The sequence below is a fragment of the Lacinutrix venerupis genome, assembly GCF_001971745.1.
Classification (GTDB): Bacteria; Bacteroidota; Bacteroidia; order Flavobacteriales; family Flavobacteriaceae; genus Lacinutrix; species Lacinutrix venerupis.
In genome coordinates this window covers 1,838,201-1,860,374 of sequence record NZ_CP019352.1, presented here as the reverse complement: position 1 = coordinate 1,860,374, position 22,174 = coordinate 1,838,201, and the positions used below count along the sequence as shown (strand labels likewise).

Here is a 22,174-nt window from a genome sequence, read left to right as displayed (position 1 = left end):
TGAACACACGTTAGCCTTGATTTTTAATCAAGGCTTTTTTTTTAAATATTTCCTAATGCTTCAAAAAGCTTTACTTTAGTTTTATAAAACATATTTTTTAGTTTTAAAGCTTTTAATTCTGCATCAATTAAACTGGACTCTCGGTAGTTAATTAAAAACACAGAGCTTTCTCCAAAGCTAAATTTTCTTTCTTCAGCATTAAGTAGTGTATTATAATCTTTAACTACAGCATCTATTAATTCTATTTGTGTAATATAAGAATCAAGTTCTTTTTTTAAAGCTTCAACCTTATTAGTAATTGCTATGCCGGTATTTAAACGTTCAAATTTTGAAGCGTCAATTTTTAGCTTTGTTAATTTTAAGTTTCCGCGTTCTTTTCTTAAAAACAATGGAAACGAGACATTTAACCCTAGTTTATAATTGTTTAGGCTGTAGCTATTGCTAATGTCTTGATTTTCAGTAATAAAATTATATTGCACATCAACCTTAGGTAATAACTTATTAGCTTTTAGCTTAGCATCTACATCTAAACTTTTAATTTTATTGTTTAAAGCATTTAATTTTGGATGATTATCTATTTCAAATTCAATGTCTTGATTTAAATTTAAAACTTGGTTTACTGTGTTTTCTGATAATTGAGCAGGTGTTACGCTACTATTAATCTCTATAGGTACGCCAGAATCTAACCATAAAAAATTAGACACTTTTAAAGTGTTTTTTAAAAATTTAATACTAGACTGCTCTAAAGATAATTTTCTGTTATTAATATTAATATTGGCTTCTAAACTATCTATTCCTGGTTTATCTCCTGCTAAAACGCTTTTTCGTACTCCATTATAGCGCGTTTTAGCGTTTTCTAGAAAACGACTGTACATTTTTTGCTCGTTGTAAGCTTGAAGCCATTCAAAATAAGCTATTGATGCATCGTATAAAACTTTATTTACAGTTAAGGTTCTTTCTGCTTTATTTTGCTCTATAAAATATTTGGCCTTTTGTAAAGTAGCCATTCTTTCATTAATAATTAATCCTTGTCCTAAAGAAGCAGATATTCCTGCAGAAAATAAACCATCATCTGGTACATTGTTTTGTGGATTTAAATATTGACCATCATTATTTTCAAAATTTGCTTTTAATTCTACACCATACCAAGTTGGAACTTTAAATGTTGCATTAAATAAATTATAATAATCTTTATTTTTAAAATCTTTACGGTCGTAATTTGCTTCAATTTTTGGGTCAAAACTTCCACGTGCTTTTAATAAATTATATTCTCCTTCTTCTAGTTTTAAATTTGCTTGTTTAACAATTGGGTGAAATTGTTTTACGTAGCTTATATATTCTTCAAAGCTTAATTCTAAATCATTTATGCTTTGTGAAAACGCATTAGCATACAGTAAAATGCAAAATAACAATAGGTTTTTTTTCATACTATTTTGTTTTGTTGTCACTGTTTTTTGGTTGGTAATAATTTGGTGGAAATCCGTTTAATTGTCTCCAGACTTCAAACCAAATAGGTACGTCTTCTAATAAACCAATAGCTCTAACGCCAGATCCAACTCTAATTGCAGTTGGCCATTTATAATCGTTTTTATCTGGAGCTAAAAGAATTCTAAATTTACCGTTACTACTTATAAAATTTTCTATTGCAATTACTTTTGCACCGTACGTACCGTACGATACATTAGGCCAACCACTAAATACTATTGCTGGCCAACCATCAAACTGTACTCTAAATGTTTCGCCAATATGCACTAAAGGCAAATCTATAGGATCTATATAGGTTTCTACAGCCAGATCGTAATTTGCTGGCATAATACCAACAATGCGTTCGCCTTCTTTAAAACTTTCACCAATTCCTGTTTTTATAGCTTTGTTTATATAGCCATCTAATGGTGCTTTTATATAATACATAGCATTTCTTATTTCATAATTAGTACGGTTATTTTCTAATTTTGAAACTTGTACTTTGGCATCATATTGGTTAGATTCTGCAGTAAATTTATCGCTTTGTGCTTTAGATATTTTATCTATATATGAAGCTTTTAAACGCGTAATTTCTACTTGAGCATTTAAAATTTCGTTTTTTGAAGCTAGAAATTTATTTTCTTGAGATATTAATTTTGCTTCTGTTTCTTGAAGTTTTAAGCGTTTTTGTTCAACATCGGTTAAAGATTTTAGTCCTTCTTTTTCTAAAATCTCTGCACGATTAAGTTGTTTTCTTGCTATTTCAATATTTGTTTTTGCTGCTTCAAAATCTATACTATCGCTTTTCATTTTAAGTTTAGATTGCAATAGTTTGTTTTCGGCTTGTTTAATTTTTAAAACACGTTCTTTAGATAGTGCTGAAATTTGATTGTTTAACGCTTTAACTTTTAAACCGTAACTTTCTACAGAAGCTGCTTTTGAGTTTATTTGCTCGCCTGTAATTTTTACCAAATTTGGGTTAAAATAATCATCCTTTACTTCAGAAATAAAAAGAATTGTATCTCCTTTTTTTACAAAATCACCTTCGCGTACAAACCATTTTTCTATACGTCCAGGAATAGGCGATTGTATGCTTTGTGGTCTTTGATCTGGCGTAAGTGTTGTTACGGCTCCACTAGCCGAAATACTTTGCGTCCATGGCAAAAGCAATACAATTATACAGATTATAGCAAATGAAATAAGAAGTCTGTTAAACTGTTTAAAATGCTTTTTATTAAAAGCTTTTTTATAAGACATATACTTAGAAATGTCTACTTTTTCGTTTAATTTATTTGTAGATATGTTTAGCATATTATTTCTTATTAATTATTCTACCTTTATCTAACTCTATAATGTTATTAGCTTTAGATAGCCAATTTTTGTTATGACTTACCACTACTAGTGTCCAATCGTGAGATGGTAAGGTTAGGTATTCAATTATTTTTTGAGCTTCTTTGGTTTCAAATTGCTCTAATGGTTCTTTTAACAATAAGAGTTTTGGACTTTTAACAATACTTCTAGCGAGCATAATTTTTTTAGAAATGGTAAAAGACATTCCTTTTCCTTCTGGATAAAGCATTGTTTTTAGTCCTAACTGCAAGCTTTTTACATAATCTTTAAGCCCTAAATTTTTAATAACATCGTTAACTTGATCTAAGGTTATATTCTTATCTCCAAAGGTTATATTTTCTAGCAAAGTGCCTTCAAAAGGCATTTCTTGAGCAAGTGTTTGCCCAATAAAAGATCTGTAAGAATTAATATTTATTCCTAATAGCGATTTATTATTTATATAAATTTTACCACTTGTTGGTGTAATTAATCCTGCTATTAGTTTTAAAAGTGTCGATTTACCAGAACCATTTTGTCCTGTTATTAGTAAGGTTTGCTTAGGTTGTATTTGTAGCGTTATATTGCTTAGTATTTTATCGTCACGGTCTGGTACGGCATACGAAATATCATCTAATTCTAAATAAAATTCATTATTAACTGTTAATAATTCTCCTTCTTGAGATTCTAAAGGTTTGTCTACTATTTTTCCTAGTTTTTCAATAGAAGTTAAAACATCGTAAATAGTTTCTAAACCAAGAATTAGTTTTTCTACCGATGCTATTACAAGAAGTATAATAATTTCTGCTGCAACAAATTGCCCAATGTTCATTCTTTGGTTTAAAACTAAAAGGCCTCCAATAATTAATAAACCAGCAGTTACTAATACTTTAAAACCTATTAATTGCATGAATTGAAGAATTAAAACATTAAAATGTTTTTCTCTTTCTTCAAGATAATTAGTTACAAGCCTATCGTTTTTATGCATTGCCAAACTTGTTTTACCAGAAAGTTTAAAACTTAAAATAGATCTTGCAATTTCTTGTAACCAGTGGGCAACTTTATATTTACTGTTAGATTCTTCTAAACTTGTTTCTAAGCCTTTTTGTGCAGTAAATTTAAATACAATATAAACTAACAGTAATAGTAAAAAACCGTAAATAATAAAGAATGGATGATAAAAGGATAGTAGTATTAATCCAAAAATGATTTGCAACAATGCAGCAGGAAATTCTATTAAAATTTTTGAAAGTCCTTTTTGTACAGTTAAAGTATCGAAAAACCTATTTGCTAATTCTGGCGGATAAGAACCATTTAAACCTTGCATTGTCATTTTTGGAAAACGATATGCAAATTCAAAAGATGAGCGTGTAAAGATTTTTTGCTGTACATTTTCTATAATTCTAATTTGCATAAGCTGTAATACTCCAACGAATACTACGCCTAACGTTACCAAACCAACTAACACCATCCATGATGTACTAATTTGAGCACTTTGTAAAAGATTAATTATAGCTTGAATTCCTAATGGTAACGATAGACTTACAATACCAGCGAAAATGGCATAAAAGAAAATTTGTTTTATGTCTTTTTTATCTAATTTTAATAAACCTATTAATCTTTGCGTTGTTGTTAAAATTGTTTTTGCCATTAGTTTTGCTTTAAAATTTTAAAAACTAAATCATTAAAAAACACAGTAGGAGATATGTTCTCGCTACATTCTGTTATAGACTTAAAATGATCTTTTAAATAATGTTGATGTATTGCGCCATCAATTATTGTACTTGCAAGTGCTTTTGGGTATTTGTAAGTTGTGTTTACATCTATAATAAAGTCTTTTAGCCTATTTACTAATCGCTTATAAACCGAAAAATAGCCTTCTTTATTTTCTGCATCAACCTCTTTTGTTAAGTAAGATTTTGAAAATTCACTAATAACTATTCGTTTTAAAATAACTTCATCTATATGGCTAAAAGCACTATCTATTGTTGTTGTTTGTGTAAGTACTTCTACTGCTTTTTTTAGTTTTAATTCTTTATCTTCTAAACTGTTTGTAGAAAATACTAATTGATATTCTAACCAAGTCCAATACCATGTAGTTAAGTACAATAGTAGCATATGCTTGTTTTCAAAATATCTATAAATCGAGCTTTCGTTAGAGCCAATTTTAGCACCTAATTTTTTAAATGTAAATAAATCAAAACCTATTTCGTCTATTAATAAAATACTGTTTTCTATAATACGTTTTCCCAATGAAGACGATTCGGGATCTTTTAAATAAATATTTTCTTTAATACTTATTTTAATGTTTGATAGTAAATATTTCATAATAATAAATTTAATTGCAAATATAATAGTAATACTATCATTTTTGAAATCGAATTAACTATTAATTAACTTATTTAAAAAAAATTAGGCTTGAAAAGACTTAGAACTTGGTAATTCAAAAATTTCTAATTCGAAAAAAGGAACAGCTGCTAGAAAGTGATCAAACAAGTCTGACATTACATATTCGTAATTTTCCCATCGCTTATCTTTACTAAAAGCATAAATTTCTAATGGAACACCTTGTGTTGTGGGTTGTAGCTGTCTTGCCATTAGTAACATTTCTTTGTTAATGGCAGAGTGATTTTCTAAATATGTTTGAATGTATTTTCTAAAAACACCAATGTTAGTAAGGTTTCTTCCGTTTAGTAAAAATGTTTTATCTATGTTGTTTTCAGTATTATATTTATCAATTTTTTCTTGCATTCCAGATAAATAACTAGAAATAAGCTGTACGTTTTTTAAACGCTCTATATCTTCTGGTGTAAGATATTTAATAGAGTCTTGCTTAATCATTAAATGTCTTTTTATTCTACGACCATCAGAGTTTGTCATGCCTCGCCAGTTTTTAAACGAGTCTGAAATCATAGCATAAGTAGGAATTGTAGTTATCGTGTTATCAAAATTTTGAACCTTAACAGTTGCTAAATTAATTTCTGTAACGTCACCATCGGCACCATATTTTTCGAAAGTAATCCAATCTCCAATACGCACCATATCATTAATAGAAACTTGAATACTCGCAACAAAACCAAGAATAGTATCTTTAAAAATAAGTAAAATAATAGCTGAAGCGGCACCAAATCCTGTTATAAATTTTATAATAGAGAGGTTTGTAAATACTGCTATAGCAGCAAAAACACCTACAATCCATGCAAAAATCATGAATACTTGTATATAGCTATCTATAGGTTTATCTCTTAATCTTGGTAAGGTTTTAAAATAATCTTCTAAAGTGTGTAATACACTTCTAACTATCCAAAGTGTAAGAATAATAAATGTGACTTGTAGAATTTTTCGAATAGGAATTTCAATATATCCAAAATCAGCAAAAATAATTGGCAATAAGTTTAAAGCTACAATTAGAGGAATTATATGCGCAACATTTCGTGGTACTTTATTAGCTAATAATAAATCATCAAAAGGTGATTTTGTGCTTTTTGCAATGCGTACAGAAAATAGACGTAAAATTTTTGTAAGAATTTTATCTATAGCAAAAACAATAAATAATGCTATTAGCAGTAGGCTAAACATGTTTAGGTATTTAGCAGTAATTTCTGTAAATCCTATTTTTATATAAATATCGTAAAAAAAGCAGGCAATTTGCTCTTGCATAGTATATTAAATTTTTAGCAAAATTAAAGAGATTTAATTTGTATTAGCTAAATTAACATATAAAATATAGTTAAAGTAAACTAGGTATATCTATTTGTTTTACAGCTCCAGTGTCTAAATTATCAAGTAGTATGTTTCCAACTCTAACACGTACTAAACGAAGTGTTGGACAATTAACAGCACTGGTCATTTTTCTTACTTGTCTAAATTTACCTTCGGTTAAAGTTATAGAAATCCACGAAACAGGACCATGCCTAGCATCGCGTATTTTTTTTCCGCGTTCTGGTAAAACAGGAGCATTATCTAACTTAATTACTTTACATGATTTTGTTTGGTACTTTTTACCATCAAAACCAATTTCTACACCATTTTTTAACCTAGTAATTTCTTCTATTGTAATATCGCCATCTACTAAGGCATAGTATTCTTTTTCAATACCACTAGAATTTATATAATCGCTTAACTTTCCATCTGTAGTTAACAACAATAAACCTTCGCTTTTTTCATCTAAACGGCCAATAGGCATTGTGCCTTGCGGAAAACTACCTAATTCGCCTAAAAAACGTTTGCGCTTTTGCTGTGTAGAATTACTTGCAAATTGCGATAGCATACCGTAAGGTTTGTATATTTTAAAATGTTGATGCAATTAATTTTCGTTTATAATTTTAAAAACTAGTGCTTTGGTTAATTGTTGTCCTTTTGCTTTTTCACGTATTAAATCGTAACTAAATCTAAAATCACATCCGCTTTTATAATTGCTACAACCGTAAGCTGTTTTACCTTTTATAATGGTACCTTTTTTACATTTTGGACACGTATTTTCTTCGGAAAAATTTTTAGATTGAACTTTCCTTTTTTTAGGTTCGAATTTTAGTTTGAAATTATCATCGAATCTCACAAGTCCTTCTGCGGAAGCACCATCAATTTTAAAGCCTTTTAAATTTACAGTTGAGCCTTTTTCTAATAGACGTATAAATTGCTTTTCAGAAATTGTTTTGCTTTCAAACTTAAACGGCATCACAAAATCGCAAGTTTTATTGTATTCTGAACAACCGTATGCTGTTTTACCTTTTAAAATAGAGCCTTGTTTACATTTTGGGCATTTTTGCGAAGTTATACCAGCAGCTTTTTTTGATGCTTTTTTCTTTTTAGCACCAGCAGGTTTGTTGTTTACAGATGATATGTTGGCTTTTCTAGTTTCGCTTCTTACTTCGTAAACTAACCGATCTACCATTTGCTTCATTTGTTTTATAAAACTAGCAGCACTAAATTCGCCTTTTTCAATATCTTTTAACTGTTTCTCCCATTTTCCAGTAAGTTCAGCAGATTTTAATAATTCATTTTGAATGGTATCTATTAACTGGATTCCTGTAACAGTAGGTAAAACTTGCTTTTTATTTCTTTTTATATACTTTCTTCTAAAAAGTGTTTCTATAATATTGGCACGTGTTGAAGGTCTACCAATACCGTTTTCCTTCATTATTTCACGAAGCTCATCATCATCTACTTGTTTTCCTGCGGTTTCCATTGCACGCAGGAGCGAGGCTTCTGTATATTGATTTGGTGGTTTTGTTTGCTTTTCTAAAAACGATGGTTCGTGTGGTCCTTTTTCACCTTTTTCAAAAGCAGGTAACATTCCTGTTTCTTTTGTAGGTTTTCCAGGCGTTTCAAAAACAAGTCTCCACCCTTTTTCTAAAATCTCTTTTCCTGTGGTTTTAAATTTTACTTTTTCGGCTTTACCAATAACAGTAGTGTTAGACACTTTACATTCTGGATAAAATACGGCTATAAAACGACGCACAATTATATCGTAAACCTGTTGTTGGTTGTATTGCAGGTTCATTTCTTGACCTGTAGGAATGATTGCGTGGTGATCTGTTACTTTACTGTCATCAAAAACCTTTTTTGTTTTCTTTAATTTTTTACCTTGAAGTGGTTGTGTTAAAGTAGCGTACTTAGTTAGGTTTTTTAATATCGCTGGTACTTTTGGGTACACATCGTTTGGTAAAAATGTTGTATCTACTCTTGGGTAGGTTACTACTTTTTGCTCGTATAGTTTTTGTACAATTTTTAAGGTTTCATCTGCACTAAAACCAAATTTAGTATTACAATACACTTGTAAACCTGTTAAATCGAATAGTTTTGGTGCATATTCATTACCTGCTTTTTTTGCGATAGATACAATTTCAAAATCGTGCTCTTTTACAATATTTGCAAGTTTTTCTCCATCTTCAACTTTTAAAAAGCGTCCTTCTTCATAACTAAATAAAGTATCGCGATATAAAGTTTGAAGCTCCCAATACGGTTGTGGTTTAAAGTTTTCAATTTCTTTATATCTATTTACAAGCATTGCTAATGTTGGTGTTTGAACTCTTCCAACAGATAGAACTTGTTTGTAACCACCATGTTTTACAGTGTAAAGTCTGGTAGCATTCATGCCTAGCAACCAATCGCCAATAGCACGAGAGAAGCCTGCGTAATATAAATTATCGTAATCGCTAGCTGGTTTTAAATTATTAAAACCTTCTTTTATAGCTTCGGTAGTAAGCGATGAAATCCAAAGTCTTTCTACTTTACCTTTATAATTGGCTTGGTTTAAAACCCAACGTTGTATTAATTCTCCTTCTTGTCCGGCATCACCACAGTTTATTACAACATCTGCTTTTTCAAATAAACCTTTTACAATATTAAACTGTTTTTTTATTCCAGAATCTTTAGAAACTTTAGTCTCAAAACGCTCTGGAAGCATTGGTAAATTGTTTAAATCCCAACTTTTCCAATACGGTTTGTAGTCGTTTGGCTCCTTAAGTGTACAAAGGTGACCAAAAGTATAAGTTACTGCATAGCCATTGCCTTCGTAGTAACCATCACGTTTTGTGTTGGCTCCAAGAACAGCAGCAATTTCTCTTGCCACAGATGGTTTTTCGGCGATACAGACTTTCAATAGTTTATAAAAATTTAGACTTGCAAAGTAATAGAATTACTTAAATTAATACAAGAGATTTGTTAGTAGTTATTAACTAGATTTTATTTAGAAAAAAAACTATTTTTTACTTTTAAATACGTTTTTCCTAATACTTAAAATCTTTTTTAAAAAAGGGCTAGTGCTTACAAAAGCATAATTTAAAACTAGAGCAGAAATTAAAGCTATAAAAGCTAATGTTCCTAAAGCACCACCATAACCATTAAAAAAACTACTTTTATTTATATAAACTATGCTAAATAAAATACTAGCGATAATCAATAATCTATAATTGTTATGATTTTTTGGAGCTGCCATGCCAATAAACGAAGCTCCTATAAAAACTACTGGAATATTTTTTGTTAGGTATGCGTTTAAAAGTTCAGGAAATATATAAAAAAACAAACCTACAATTAGCGCTAATAGAGCAGAGGCTTTTACTGCGCCTTGTTTTAACGATTCGCTTACATAAAAAGTAAGTGTAGCACCTAATATACTAGTTATTATAATTATTATGTTGTTATCCCACATATAGCCAATGAATAGAAGTTACAATTACCACTCCTGCAAAAGCTAAAGCACCAAGTTTACCACCAATTCCTAAAAATAAATTTTTAGATAACATATATAATATTCCTGTTATTGTTCCTGCAGCAATCACTAAATGTATTGAAGATGTTATTTGGGCACTAGACATGCCAACAAAAGCACCGCAATAAATTGCAGTTGGCAGCTTTTTTAAATAATTAGATTGATTATTAATTTGTGGAGCAAATGATGCTAAAACACCTATAATACCAGCAGCTAATACGCTACCTAGTGCAAAGACTACATTTAAAATATAGCATAAAACAGCTCCAATTGGCACCCAAATAGCAATTGAAAAGCGTTCATAATCATATGTTTCATGATGTAAGTTTAAATAGCGATATCCTAAAAATACTGTTAGAATAAAGCAAACTATAATAATTACAATTATAAAATTATTATGAATAAAATGTTCTTTAATAATCATTCCTAAAAAAAACAATTGAATAATAAAGAGCATGGTAACTGTAAAACGTCTAATGTTTTTATGTTTATTCACTTAAAAGAAAATTTGGGAGAATTAGTTTTTATGTTTTACAAAATTAATGTTATTTAATAAAAACAAGAATATATAATAATGTTTATTACCAAGCCACAACAAAAGCTTTTGTAATGTTACCATTAGGGAATTTTAGCCACAACATTGGTGAGTATTTTTCTGCTTCAAAAATGGTTAACTTGGGTAAGATATTTTCATAGGTTTTCCAATTAACATTAGTTGAAACATCTACTAACCAATCGGTTTTTTTAGGAATATAGAATTTACAATCTTTAAATTGCGATAACTCTGTGTATTTAAAATAAAACCCATAAATACATTCTGGATTTAAGATTTTTAGTTTTATTTCTTTTCCAAAAGGAATAAAAATTTGTGCTTTAAAATATATTTGTTGTTTAAAATCTTCAGCTTTAAAGCTTAGTTTTTCTAGTAAAGGTTTGGTTTCTGGCGCATAGAGTAGTGGTAATTGCTTTTGTTTTAGTTTGTTTAATTTCTCAACCAAACTATCTCGCCGCATTGGTCCAATACAACAATCTATTTCTGTATCACCAAGCGATTCATCATACAAATAGAATTTAAATTGAATTTCTAAATGTATAGGCTGGTTTTTATTTAAAAACAAACAGTCTAATTCTCCTATGGTTCGCTTATTTTGAGTTTGAATTTGAGGATTTTCGCTTAAAATAGAAATATTTTTATCTAAAAGTAGCTCTGTAGATACAAAACGTTCTACACGTTGTCCTAATCTAATACGCTCTAAACCATTGCCACTAAAAACAGGTGTTTTTTGTTTAACAGGACACAATGGTTGCATACCATTTACAGGATTTAAAAATAAATGAGGCGTATTGTAAAACCCACTAAATTGGGCTTGTAAACTAGTAAAAAAGTCTTTCATAAGCGACTACTAATGTAAACATTTTAAATTTTTTTAAAAATATTCGTCAAAAGCCTTTAATTCGTTGTATTTTTGCACATCTCAAATTTGAAAAAAGATTAATGAAAAGTACAACTTTAGATATAGAAGAAAGACAAGAAGGCAAGAGTTTATATAGCTATCAAAAAGGTGCTATTGATAAAATTTTTAAGTGTTTTGAGGATGCTCCAGAGGATTATCATTTATTATATCAACTTCCAACCGGAGGTGGAAAGACAGTTATTTTCTCTGAGATTGTTAGGCAGTACCTAAAACATCATAAAAAACAAGTGTTAGTAATGACACATAGAATTGAACTTTGTAAGCAAACATCGAGTATGCTAACAGAGTTTGGTGTAACAAACAAAATTGTAGACTCTAAAGCAGATTTGAGTGATCAAAGAGACTACAACTGTTTTGTTGCCATGGTAGAAACACTTAATAATCGTTTAAATGATGATAAACTAGATATTAGTGATATTGGTTTAGTTATTATTGATGAGGCACACTACAACTCATTTACAAAACTGTTTAAGTTTTTTGAAAAATCATTTATTTTAGGAGTTACTGCTACACCTTTAAGTAGTAATATTAACCTTCCTATGAAGGATAATTATAACGAGTTAATTGTTGGAGAAACTATTCAATCTCTAATAGATAACGAATTTTTAGCACGTGCAGAAGTATATTCTTACAATGTTGGTTTAACCTCTTTAATTGTTGGTGCAAATGGTGATTATACTGTAAAATCATCTGAAGATTTATATACCAATACAGACATGCTTACTAAGCTTATTCAAGCTTACGAAGAGCGTTGTAAAGGTAAAAAAACATTAATATTTAATAATGGTATTAATACCTCTTTACATGTTTATGACACCTTTAGGCGAGCTGGATATCCGGTTGCGCATTTAGATAATAATAATACAAAAAAAGAGCGTAAAGCCATTTTGAAATGGTTTAAAGAGACACCAGATGCCATATTAACATCTGTAAGTATTTTAACTACTGGATTTGATGAACCAACGGTAGATTGTATTATTTTAAACAGAGCCACAAAATCATTAACGCTTTACTACCAAATGATTGGTCGTGGATCGCGTATTTTAAAGAATAAAAACAAGTTTACAGTTATAGATTTAGGAAACAACCTACACCGTTTTGGACCTTGGGGAAGTGACTTAGATTGGCACAAAATATTTAGATCGCCTAACTTCTATTTAGATGGTATTTTAAGTGATGAAGATTTAGAAGAAAACTTTAGGTACGAAATGCCAGAAGCACTTAGGGCAGAATTTGCTAAGTCTGAAGATGTGTATTTTGATGTTAAAGCCATGTACATTAGATCTGTAAGAGAAGGAGATTCTTCTAAAGTAATTTTAGAGCGTTCTATAGCACATCATGCAAAAATGTGTGTTGAAAATAGTGAAGATTTATGGGATGCTTTAGGTTTGGCGAAAATGCTTAAAGATGATATAGATTACCGTATACAGCGCTACACAAAATGTATTAGTAAAAGTACTTTTAACTTTGTAGAATGGCTAAAAGATGATTACAAAAAGAAATTAAACGCGTATTTACGTGCTAATTTTGATGAATTATTTGAAGAAATTCACGGTTATCTACCAGAAGATTAATTTTTAAATTATAGTATTTAGTCGCAGTCACAATTACTAACTCTAAACCTAATAACAAGAAATAGAGATAGTTAATTAGTGTAAAATATTTTTAAACCAATTTAACAATACATAATTATGACTTTCAAAGACTTAGGAATACACAATAATTATATAAAATCGCTTAAAGAGTTAAATATTAAAACTCCAACAGAAATTCAAGCGCAAGCGATTCCTGTTTTATTAAATTCTAAAATAGATTTTATTGGTTTAGCGCAAACCGGTACAGGAAAAACTGCCGCTTATGGTTTACCTGTTTTACACAAAGTAGATGCAAATAAAAAAGCTGTGCAAGGTTTAATAATTGCGCCAACACGAGAATTAGTACAGCAAATTAAAAAACAGCTATTTAAGTTTACTAAATACAACGATAAAAAGATTTTTGTTGAAGGTGTTTATGGAGGCGAAAAAATAGATATACAAATTAGTAACTTAAAACGTCCTACACATATTATTGTTGCAACTCCAGGACGCTTAGTAGATTTATTAGACAAAAATATAATAGATTTAAAACACATTAACACCTTAGTCTTAGATGAAGCTGATGAGATGTTAAGTATGGGTTTTAAAAAGGATTTAAATATCATTTTAGACGCTACAACAAAAAGTGCAAGAAATACTTGGTTGTTTTCTGCGACAATGCCAGCCGATTTAAAAAATATAGTATCACGTTACATCTCTAAAGATGCAGCTCGTGTAGAAATTAATAGAAATAGCATTGTTAATGCTAATATTTCTCACCACTTTGTGCAAACAGCAATAGTAGATAAAGCGCATAGTATTATGCGTTTGTTAGACGATAGAGCAGATGAGCGCGGTATAATTTTTTGTAGAACAAAAGCAGGTACTCAGGCTTTAAAACAACAATTACAAAAAGAAGGATTTAATGTAGATGCTTTAGAAGGTGATATGACGCAGAAAGAACGCGACAAAGTTATGCGTGCGTTTAAAAATACTAACCTGCAAATTTTAATTTCTACAGATGTATCTGCGCGAGGAATCGATGTTAATAATTTAGCCTTTATAATTCATCACCAACTTCCAGAACATTTAGAGTATTATACACACCGAAGCGGAAGAACAGCAAGAGCAGGAAAAAAAGGAGAATCTATAGCATTAGTGTTGCCAACAGAATTAAAAAGAGTTGCAGAAATTGAAAAAGCTTTAGGTATTAAAATTAAAGAAATGACGCTTTAATTTATGTTGCAGTTTACTAAAAGTATTACTTCAAGTTACAGTCCTAAGCGTTTAGCAATCAAGTTAAACTCTAAAGGAGAACAATTTGTTTTACAAGGGCATCCTTGGGTTTTTAGTGATAATATTACTAAAATTAATACCGATGCTAATAGTGGCGATTTAGCCATAATTTTTAGTAAAAATAAAAACAAAGTTATTGGTTTAGGTTTGTATGATGCTAACTCACCAATACGTATTAAAATGTTGCATAGCGGTAACACAGCAGCAACAATAGATAATGCTTTTTTTAAATCTAAAATTGAAGAAGCTTTTTCAAAACGTTCTAAACTTCTTCAAACAAATACCAATAGTTATAGATTATTATTTGGCGAAAACGATGGTTTTCCTGGATTAATAGCAGATGTTTATGCACATGTTTTAGTAGTTAAAATATATTCTGAAATATGGATTCCGTATTTAGAAGGCATTTTAGAAAGCTTGCAAAACGTTAGTAATGCAAAAACTATTGTAATTAGATTAAGCCGAAGCTTAGAACAATCAACACTACATAACCTTAAAAATGGTGAAGTGGTTTATGGTGTTTTAGAGGATGAAGTTGTTGAGTTTGTTGAGCATGACGTTAATTTTTCTGCTAATGTTATAAAAGGTCATAAAACAGGCTACTTTTTAGATCATCGTGCCAATAGAAAACAAGTAGGTGAGTGGAGTAAAGGGAAAACAGTACTAGATGTATTTAGTTATGCAGGAGGTTTTTCGGTACATGCGTTAGCTAACGGAGCCAAGGAAGTTACTAGTTTAGATATAAGTAAGCAAGCCTTAGAAATTGCTTACCAAAACGGGAAATTAAATAATTATACAGGTATACACAAAACTATAGCAGACGATGCTTTTGTAGCTTTAAAAAAGCTAATTAAAAACAAGCAAACTTTTGATGTTGTAGTTATAGATCCACCAAGTTTTGCTAAACAGCAAAGTGAAATAGAATTAGCAAAGAAAAAATACGCACAATTAGCACAATTAGGCATTCAACTTACTGCTAAAAAAGGCTTACTAGTTTTGGCATCATGTTCTTCTCGTGTATTGTCTCAAACATTTTTCGATATAAATATGCAAGTATTAAGAGAAAGTAGTAGAACTTCAAAATGCATATTAAAAACTACTCATGATATAGATCATCCTATTGGTTTTCCCGAAGGTGCTTATCTAAAATGTGGTTATTACAAATTAGATTGCTAATTATAAAATAAAAAAAAGCTACTTTAAAAAGTAGCTTTTTCAGGTATTTCTATTGTTTATTTTTAATGTGTTTGCATAGCACCTTTTCGTTTTTCTAATTGTCTTTCAAGAGCTATAACAACATCTGCTGAGCTTTTATGAAAAGAATCTGTTGCAGTTTCTGCAAACAATCTTGGTCCAGGAGCACTTAATCTAATAGAAGTTTTCATTTTAGAATTTCTATCAGAGGTGTTTTCTGTTTTAAAAAAAACATCTGCTCTTACTATAAATTCATATTTATTAAATAATTTATCTAATTTACCTTTTACGTATTCTTCTAATTCTGGGCTAGCAGTTACACCATCGTATTCATAGTTCACAGTCATATTATTAAATTTTAAGTTATTATTAAAGATACAAAATATAAAAACATTGTTTTCAATTTTAATATATTTTTAGTAATAAATTTTTATTTTTTTAAGATTTTTATTTAGAATATGGTACAGGTTGCGTATTGTGTTATTTTATACAAATACATATTGCAATTAATAGATTATATAATAAATAATATTATATATTTAATAGTACACTTTAATAGGTATAAATTAATTTTAATTAAGAATTTAATTTTATAAACCGCTTATTTATATGGATATACAAATTATTTTAGTTTTTGTTATAATTGCGGTTACGGTTATATTGTTTATAACCGAAATTATGCCAATTGATAAAATTTCGTTTTTTATTATTGTAGCATTAGTGCTACTAGGCTTAACTACTCCAGAAGAGGCAATTAGCGGCTTCTCTAACGCTGCAACTATAACAGTTTTAATGCTCATGATTATTGCTATAGGTATGGAAGACAATGGCGTAATTTCCTTATTGAGCGATGGAATAAAAAAACTTAAAATTTTACCACTAGCTCTTATGGTGCCAGTATTTATGTTAGTTTCTGCAAGTATTTCTTCGGTAATTAGCACAACGGCTGTTATTGTTATTTTTTTAAAGATAATGTCTCAGCTTTCAGAAAAATATAACTTTTCTTCATCAAAATTATTAATGCCAATTTCTTTTGCTGGTATTTTAGGTGGTAGTTGTACTTTAATGGGTACAAGCACAAATTTAATTGTTAATGCTGTGGCTATGGAGCGTGGCGCAGAAACTATTGGTTTTTTTGAATTTTCAATCTATGGCCTTATTTTGTTAGTAATAGGTATCGTTTTTATGACTATTGCAAGTAAATGGCTTCCTAAAAATTCAGAAAGTAAACTCAGCCAATACAATGAAAAATCAGAGTTTTTATTCACATTATCTGTAAAAGATGGCTCCGATTTAATTGGCAAACCATTTTCTGAAATTTCATTTCACGATAATCCTAATATTAAAATATTAAAACTTCTTAGAGATAATAATGCTTTTACTGCTCCAGGAAAAAACACAACGGTTAGACAACACGATCAAATTGTGCTATTAACAGATATAAGTGATTTTTCTCTTATTTCTGATGATGATTTTGAACTTTCACTAAATAAAGACAGCTTAAGTATCTATGAAGATGAAAACGAAGAAGATAATAGTAAAAAGAAAAGCATTAAACTATATTATATCGAGCTTTTAGTTTTACCTGGTTCCGATTTAATTAGTAGGTCTTTAAAACAATTAAAACGCGATTTAGTAAACATTGCAGAACCTATAGGTATTCAAAAAAACAGTTTAACCAATAATAAAAAGCAGTACTTACCAAAAGCTTTTAAAAAGCTATATGTTAAATCTGGTGATAGAGTTTTAGTAAAAGTAAACGAAGATAAATTATCTCATTTTTACGATTTAGAAAATGTTGTAGTTTTAAGAAGTCACGAAGATAATTTTGAAGTAGAACCTTTTAAAAAGTATTGGTGTATTTTTACAATAATTGCTGTTGTAGGTTTAGCTGCAAGTGGCGTACTATCTATTTTAGCAAGTTCTATAGCTGGTGTTGGTGCTTTATTATTAGGTAACTGTATTAATTTATCTAAAATATATAAACGTGTAAACTGGCAAATTATTTTTTTATTGGCAGGTATGATTCCGTTAGGTATTGCTATGGGTAATTCTGGTTCAGATGTTTGGGTATCAGAGAAACTTTTAATTTTACTTAAAGACCAAAACGAAACTATTATTCTAGGTTCTATTTTTGGGTTTACTATGCTTTTTAGCGGTTTTATTTCAAACAATGCTACGGCGGTAATTATGACGCCTATAGCAATAGCTTTAGCTACAAGCTTAAATTTACCTTTAAAACCATTTATTTTTGCAGTAATGTTTGGTGCAAATTTTAGCTTTTTCACACCTATGGGTTACCAAACAAACACTTTAATTTACGGAACAGGAATTTATAGGTTTAGGCACTTTTTAATAATAGGTGGCTTACTTTCTATCATTTTATTAATTTCTGGTACGTTTATACTTTCAACATTATTAAAAACATAAAAATCATGTTTCTTTACTTTCAGCAAACAGAACAAGCGGTCGATAAACTTTGGGATAAACTAAATGGTTGGTACGAAGCAATTATACTAAGAGTTCCTAATCTTATAATTGCCATTTTAGTGGTTATTCTTTTTTATTTTTTAGCAAGAGGAATAGCTTCAGTTTTAAGAAAAATTTTAAGAAAAAAACTTAAAAATCAATCTGTTAGACGCATTATTGTAAAAATGATTTACGTTGTAATGCTTTCAGCTGGTTTTTTTATTGCCTTAGGCGTATTAGATTTAGATAAAGCGTTAACATCTATTTTGGCTGGAGCAGGAGTAGTAGCCTTAGCAATTGGTTTAGCTTTACAAGGTACATTAAGCAATACTTTTTCTGGTGTTATGCTTTCCTTTTTACCTAAAATACGAATTAACGATTTTGTAGAAACATCGGAACATAGTGGTTTTGTAGAAGAAATTAATTTAAGAAATGTAGTATTAAGAAGGCCAGATAACCATATTGTTGTTATGCCTAATTCTAAATTTATAGAAGAACCTTTTATTAATTACTCATTTTATAAAAGAGGACGCATAACTATTTCTTGCGGTGTTGGTTACGAGTCTAATTTAAGAGAAGTAAAACAGTTAGTGTTAGATTTAATTAAAGCAGAATTCCCTCAAAATAGTAACGAAAAAATAGAGTTTTACTATACAGAATTTGGAGACAGCTCTATAAATTTTATTACTCGTTTTTATATCGATTTTACTAAAAAAAGCCAGATGTACACCACACAAAGCGAAGCCATAATGCGTATAAAGGAAACTTTTGATGCTAATAATATTAATATTCCTTTTCCTATTAGAACAATTAAAATGGACAAATAATAATATTAAAAGCTTTAAATATTTTGTAAATTACTGCATCAATCCAACCAAAATAATGCTTTATGAGCAATAAGCCTATTTCCGATTTACACAATCATCCTAGTTTAAAACCTTATGGAAATCCTGCAGAAATAGAGAGTATTTGGGATTTTTTTAAAAATAATAAACCTAAAGATTATTTTAAAGATATAAGTCCGCGTAAATGGATTATTAATATTGTACTAAAAAAAATGGCAACCTATTCGCAATCTAATTTAGATAGCTGCTTTCAAGGTAATAATAGGTTAGTGTTTTGCTCTGTTTACCCAATAGAAAAGCCTTTTTTAAAACCATACAGGCCGTTTTCTAAAAGCACAGGCGTTCATAGATTTATTTTAGGATTAATTTTTGGTAAAAAATTTACTAAAAACAATATCGATGTCGATAAAAAAATTGTGTCTTTACTATCTGGCATTTCTTTAAAAACAGCAAGCAGACTTATAGATCCTATTCATGACAATAGTATAACTACCATAGATTATTTTTACGATTATATTTTAGAATATCAATACTTACTACATGCCAGTGGTACTACTTCTAAAAACGTTATTAATGGCATGCAACCAAAGTTTCAGTTAGTAAAAAACTACGAGCATTTTTTAGAAACACAAGCTCAAGATACTATTTGTGGTATCATGACCATAGAAGGCATGCACGCATTAGGTGTTTATAATAAACAAGATTTGTTTGAAACAGCTGAAATTGAAACGCTTCCGCTAGAGCGACAAAACAAATTAAAATTAGCATTTATAAAAAATATTGAAGCCATAAAAAAAGAAGAATTTCCTCCATTTTTTATAACATATGCACATCATTTTAATAATTTACTTGTTGGGCATGCTAAAAGTTTTATGGATGCAAAAGGAACTTTTGATCCTGGATTTGCAGATATTTTCGATCAAACCATTGGTCAAGATTTAGGTATTTCTAGTTTTGGAATGTTATTAATTATAGACCATTTACTGTCTCGAGAAAACGGACAGCGCATTTTAATAGACGTTAAACACATGTCTGTTTTGGCACGAAAAAGCTATTACGATTTACTACAAAATATGCGAGAAAAAAGCGATGCTTTAAAAGACAATGTACCTGTTATTTGTAGTCATGCAGCTGTAAGCGGTATAGATACTTTAGCCAATGCGCTTATAACAAAAGACAGTTTTAATTTAGATAAAAACTCATACGTTAGTATTTGGGATATTAATTTAACAGACCAAGATATAGTAGAAATTTTTAAGTCAGACGGATTAATAGGTATTTGTATGCATGATGGTAGAATGCCTGGTAATAAATTTAGAAAATTATTAAAAAAAGCAGACGAGGAAATCACTAAAAAACTACATGTACAAATGTTTTTAACAAATGTATTCCATATTGTAAAAGTTAATATGGCTTATATTAGAAAGGTAAACAAAACAAGAACAACCTCTAAAATAAACGAAATTGATGCTTGGAAAACCATTTGTTTAGGCACAGATAACGATGGTATTGTAGATCCTTTCGACCATTATAATACAGCTGCACATTTACCTGCATTTAGAGCAAAAATAACCGAAGCTTTAAACAATTATGTAATGCCAGAATATCAAGGTTTTAATGTTATTAACTTGCCGTCTGAAACACAATATTCTTTAAAAGAAATAGACGATTTAATGGCTGGACAACCTTGGGAAGAAGCTATAGATAAAGTGTTTTATAACAATACAGATGCTTTTTTACGTAAATATTTTAGTAAAGATTATTTATTGCAAAAGGAAGACGATTTAATCCTTTAAACATAAAACGGCGTTATATCATTAATTATATTAAAAATCACTAAAGAGCGCTATTACGCTAATTGTTATAAAATGTACTATAATTAATATTATGTAAAATAGAATATTTTAACACTCACTCTATTTAATTATAATATAACGATTTGCTGTATTTTATAATATTTAGTTTCTAGATAAATAAATATAAAATTTAATGCTTCTTTTAATTTTAATATTCTGTACAATCTTATATAAATTTTAAAATACGCGATTCTTAGAGATTACATTTTCATAATTCTACTTTAGCAATATCTTTTAAAACCCAATTTAAAACATCGTCCTTATTATTTTTATAACTATTCCATTTTAAATCAATGTAAACATCTGGTTGCAAACCATTAGTATTTATATTTTGAAAACGAAATTTACGTTTTGAGTAAGTTATTAATAATTTAGAATTTGGTAAACTAAATTGTCCCAAATCTTGATAACCATTAGGATTAGATCCTGTTGGTTCTCCTACCAATTTAGCGTGTAATATTTGCTTAAACTGTATAGCATTTACCATTGCCGCCGAATATGTTTTTCTATTAATTAAAACATACACATTAGATTGCCAATTAATAGAATTACAAGCGTTTAAATAATTTGCAAGTATTAAACCTTTAAAAAAATCGCCACCATGATTGTCTCGTAAATCTATAATTAAATGCTTAGACTTGTTGGTTTCTATAACATTATAAATTTGTTTTGAGAAATTTGTAATATCATCTTTTAACGGATACGCATTAAAATTTATATAAACAGTTTTAGAATTATTTAGCGTTGTAAACCAAAAATTTTTATTTTTTTCATCCTTTGATACAGCGATACTTGAATGCGTGTTTTTTATTTTTTTATAATTAATTTTGGTTAAAGCATCTTTGCTATAAGCTTTAAGTATAATAGACATATTTATTCCTTGCTCATCTATAAAAGTAAACTCTACATTTTGTGTATTTGTTATAATATGTAAAGCTTTTAGTATTTCCGAAATAACCATATAACTGCAAGTTCTATCCATTAAAGAGTAATTGTTTTCTGTAAATGGAGTTAATTTTGAGACTTTTTTATAAATCTCTTCTACAGGAATACCATTAATACTTTTTAATGTTTTACCAAGGCATTGTTGATGCTTACTGGTAATACTAACAACTTTTAATTCTCCATCTAAATTTATAAGCTCTAAAGGATATTTATTAAGTTCTTTATTCCATAAAGGCACCGAAGTATGGCCATCTCCTGCTCCTGCTCCAATTTTTTGAGTAATACGCATGAGCTCTACTATAATTTGAAAGTTGTTTAACGTAGATAGTTTATGCTTTAAAGTTTTAATTTCAGTATTAAATTCTTTTTTTGAAATGGTATGGTAAAGGTTTATGTGCTTATCTTCTAACGTTTTTTTATAATATTCTATATCTTCTAGCCATTCCTTTTTGTTTTGAGCATAAGAAAAACCATTAAAAATGAATAGGCAAAAAACTGAAATTAGTATTGGTTTCAT

General features: G+C 29.2%; 18 protein-coding genes. 6 read left to right on the top strand and 12 right to left on the bottom strand.

What is annotated here, in order from left to right; all coding sequences use genetic code 11:
• Nucleotides 1-41: 41 nt before the first annotated feature.
• The 10 genes from BWR22_RS08350 to BWR22_RS08305 all read right to left on the bottom strand — a co-directional run bounded on the left by BWR22_RS08350 (nt 42) and on the right by BWR22_RS08305 (nt 11,397).
• Nucleotides 42-1,427 (bottom strand): TolC family protein, encoded by a 1,386-nt coding sequence (locus tag BWR22_RS08350; protein ID WP_076733230.1) that lies wholly within the window; start codon nt 1,425-1,427, stop codon nt 42-44.
• Between the two features lies 1 nt (nt 1,428).
• Nucleotides 1,429-2,775 carry an HlyD family secretion protein gene (locus tag BWR22_RS08345; RefSeq protein ID WP_076733229.1) on the bottom strand — a complete coding sequence of 449 codons (1,347 nt, stop codon included), beginning with the start codon at nt 2,773-2,775 and terminating at the stop codon, nt 1,429-1,431.
• A gap of 1 nt (nt 2,776) precedes the next feature.
• Nucleotides 2,777-4,441 carry a peptidase domain-containing ABC transporter gene (locus BWR22_RS08340; protein WP_076733228.1) on the bottom strand — a complete coding sequence of 555 codons (1,665 nt, stop codon included), beginning with the start codon at nt 4,439-4,441 and terminating at the stop codon, nt 2,777-2,779.
• On the bottom strand, nt 4,441-5,118 hold the full coding sequence (locus BWR22_RS08335) for a TetR/AcrR family transcriptional regulator (protein WP_076733227.1): 678 nt from the start codon (nt 5,116-5,118) through the stop codon (nt 4,441-4,443). Before BWR22_RS08335 ends, BWR22_RS08340 begins: the two co-directional genes overlap by 1 nt.
• 84 nt (nt 5,119-5,202) lie before the next feature.
• The gene (locus BWR22_RS08330) at nt 5,203-6,450 is read right to left on the bottom strand and encodes a mechanosensitive ion channel family protein (protein ID WP_076733226.1); all 1,248 of its coding nucleotides are present in this window, start codon (nt 6,448-6,450) and stop codon (nt 5,203-5,205) included.
• A gap of 70 nt (nt 6,451-6,520) precedes the next feature.
• A complete protein-coding gene (locus BWR22_RS08325) occupies nt 6,521-7,096 on the bottom strand; it encodes a pseudouridine synthase (RefSeq protein WP_076733225.1) in 576 nt (191 codons plus the stop codon).
• Entirely contained in the window at nt 7,097-9,394 is a 2,298-nt protein-coding gene (locus tag BWR22_RS08320) for a type IA DNA topoisomerase (RefSeq protein WP_076733224.1), read from the bottom strand. It lies immediately after the preceding gene.
• A gap of 99 nt (nt 9,395-9,493) precedes the next feature.
• Nucleotides 9,494-9,943 (bottom strand): hypothetical protein, encoded by a 450-nt coding sequence (locus BWR22_RS08315; RefSeq protein ID WP_083678255.1) that lies wholly within the window; start codon nt 9,941-9,943, stop codon nt 9,494-9,496.
• Complete coding sequence (locus tag BWR22_RS08310; protein ID WP_241828196.1) at nt 9,933-10,499, bottom strand: hypothetical protein; 567 nt, start codon at nt 10,497-10,499, stop codon at nt 9,933-9,935. The genes BWR22_RS08315 and BWR22_RS08310 overlap by 11 nt, the downstream gene beginning before the upstream one ends.
• A gap of 85 nt (nt 10,500-10,584) precedes the next feature.
• Nucleotides 10,585-11,397 (bottom strand): DUF1853 family protein, encoded by an 813-nt coding sequence (locus BWR22_RS08305; RefSeq protein ID WP_076733222.1) that lies wholly within the window; start codon nt 11,395-11,397, stop codon nt 10,585-10,587.
• Nucleotides 11,398-11,498: 101 nt separating this feature from the next.
• Between BWR22_RS08305 and BWR22_RS08300 the strand changes: the two genes are divergently transcribed.
• From BWR22_RS08300 to BWR22_RS08290, 3 genes are all read left to right on the top strand, one after another.
• Complete coding sequence (locus BWR22_RS08300) at nt 11,499-13,052, top strand: DEAD/DEAH box helicase (RefSeq protein WP_076733221.1); 1,554 nt, start codon at nt 11,499-11,501, stop codon at nt 13,050-13,052.
• Nucleotides 13,053-13,166: 114 nt separating this feature from the next.
• Nucleotides 13,167-14,288, top strand: coding sequence for a DEAD/DEAH box helicase (locus BWR22_RS08295; protein ID WP_076733220.1), 1,122 nt, complete (start codon nt 13,167-13,169; stop codon nt 14,286-14,288).
• 3 nt (nt 14,289-14,291) lie between these two features.
• The gene (locus BWR22_RS08290) at nt 14,292-15,524 is read left to right on the top strand and encodes a class I SAM-dependent rRNA methyltransferase (protein WP_076733219.1); all 1,233 of its coding nucleotides are present in this window, start codon (nt 14,292-14,294) and stop codon (nt 15,522-15,524) included.
• Nucleotides 15,525-15,586: 62 nt separating this feature from the next.
• Here BWR22_RS08290 and BWR22_RS08285 read toward each other — a convergent pair whose 3' ends face one another.
• Nucleotides 15,587-15,889 (bottom strand): HPF/RaiA family ribosome-associated protein, encoded by a 303-nt coding sequence (locus tag BWR22_RS08285; RefSeq protein ID WP_076733218.1) that lies wholly within the window; start codon nt 15,887-15,889, stop codon nt 15,587-15,589.
• A 262-nt stretch (nt 15,890-16,151) separates the two neighbouring features.
• Between BWR22_RS08285 and BWR22_RS08280 the strand changes: the two genes are divergently transcribed.
• The 3 genes from BWR22_RS08280 to BWR22_RS08270 all read left to right on the top strand — a co-directional run bounded on the left by BWR22_RS08280 (nt 16,152) and on the right by BWR22_RS08270 (nt 20,652).
• The gene (locus BWR22_RS08280; RefSeq protein ID WP_076733217.1) at nt 16,152-17,972 is read left to right on the top strand and encodes an SLC13 family permease; all 1,821 of its coding nucleotides are present in this window, start codon (nt 16,152-16,154) and stop codon (nt 17,970-17,972) included.
• A 5-nt stretch (nt 17,973-17,977) separates the two neighbouring features.
• A complete protein-coding gene (locus tag BWR22_RS08275; protein ID WP_076733216.1) occupies nt 17,978-18,838 on the top strand; it encodes a mechanosensitive ion channel family protein in 861 nt (286 codons plus the stop codon).
• Between the two features lie 62 nt (nt 18,839-18,900).
• Nucleotides 18,901-20,652, top strand: a complete 1,752-nt coding sequence (locus tag BWR22_RS08270; protein ID WP_076733215.1) for an amidohydrolase family protein — start codon at nt 18,901-18,903, stop codon at nt 20,650-20,652.
• Nucleotides 20,653-20,920: 268 nt separating this feature from the next.
• Here the strand turns inward: BWR22_RS08270 and BWR22_RS08265 are convergent, their stop codons facing one another.
• Nucleotides 20,921-22,174, bottom strand: a complete 1,254-nt coding sequence (locus tag BWR22_RS08265; RefSeq protein WP_076733214.1) for a S41 family peptidase — start codon at nt 22,172-22,174, stop codon at nt 20,921-20,923.

What these genes read in the sequence shown, in the direction of transcription:
- BWR22_RS08340 (WP_076733228.1), bottom strand. Translation starts at nt 4,441, where the DNA reads ATGGCAAAAACAATTTTAACAACAACGCAAAGATTAATAGGTTTATTA.
- BWR22_RS08275 (WP_076733216.1), top strand. Translation starts at nt 17,978, where the DNA reads ATGTTTCTTTACTTTCAGCAAACAGAACAAGCGGTCGATAAACTTTGG.
- BWR22_RS08290 (WP_076733219.1), top strand. Translation starts at nt 14,292, where the DNA reads ATGTTGCAGTTTACTAAAAGTATTACTTCAAGTTACAGTCCTAAGCGT.
- BWR22_RS08345 (WP_076733229.1), bottom strand. Translation starts at nt 2,775, where the DNA reads ATGCTAAACATATCTACAAATAAATTAAACGAAAAAGTAGACATTTCT.
- BWR22_RS08330 (WP_076733226.1), bottom strand. Translation starts at nt 6,450, where the DNA reads ATGCAAGAGCAAATTGCCTGCTTTTTTTACGATATTTATATAAAAATA.
- BWR22_RS08285 (WP_076733218.1), bottom strand. Translation starts at nt 15,889, where the DNA reads ATGACTGTGAACTATGAATACGATGGTGTAACTGCTAGCCCAGAATTA.
- BWR22_RS08335 (WP_076733227.1), bottom strand. Translation starts at nt 5,118, where the DNA reads ATGAAATATTTACTATCAAACATTAAAATAAGTATTAAAGAAAATATT.
- BWR22_RS08300 (WP_076733221.1), top strand. Translation starts at nt 11,499, where the DNA reads ATGAAAAGTACAACTTTAGATATAGAAGAAAGACAAGAAGGCAAGAGT.
- BWR22_RS08315 (WP_083678255.1), bottom strand. Translation starts at nt 9,943, where the DNA reads ATGTGGGATAACAACATAATAATTATAATAACTAGTATATTAGGTGCT.
- BWR22_RS08265 (WP_076733214.1), bottom strand. Translation starts at nt 22,174, where the DNA reads ATGAAACCAATACTAATTTCAGTTTTTTGCCTATTCATTTTTAATGGT.
- BWR22_RS08270 (WP_076733215.1), top strand. Translation starts at nt 18,901, where the DNA reads ATGAGCAATAAGCCTATTTCCGATTTACACAATCATCCTAGTTTAAAA.
- BWR22_RS08305 (WP_076733222.1), bottom strand. Translation starts at nt 11,397, where the DNA reads ATGAAAGACTTTTTTACTAGTTTACAAGCCCAATTTAGTGGGTTTTAC.
- BWR22_RS08350 (WP_076733230.1), bottom strand. Translation starts at nt 1,427, where the DNA reads ATGAAAAAAAACCTATTGTTATTTTGCATTTTACTGTATGCTAATGCG.
- BWR22_RS08280 (WP_076733217.1), top strand. Translation starts at nt 16,152, where the DNA reads ATGGATATACAAATTATTTTAGTTTTTGTTATAATTGCGGTTACGGTT.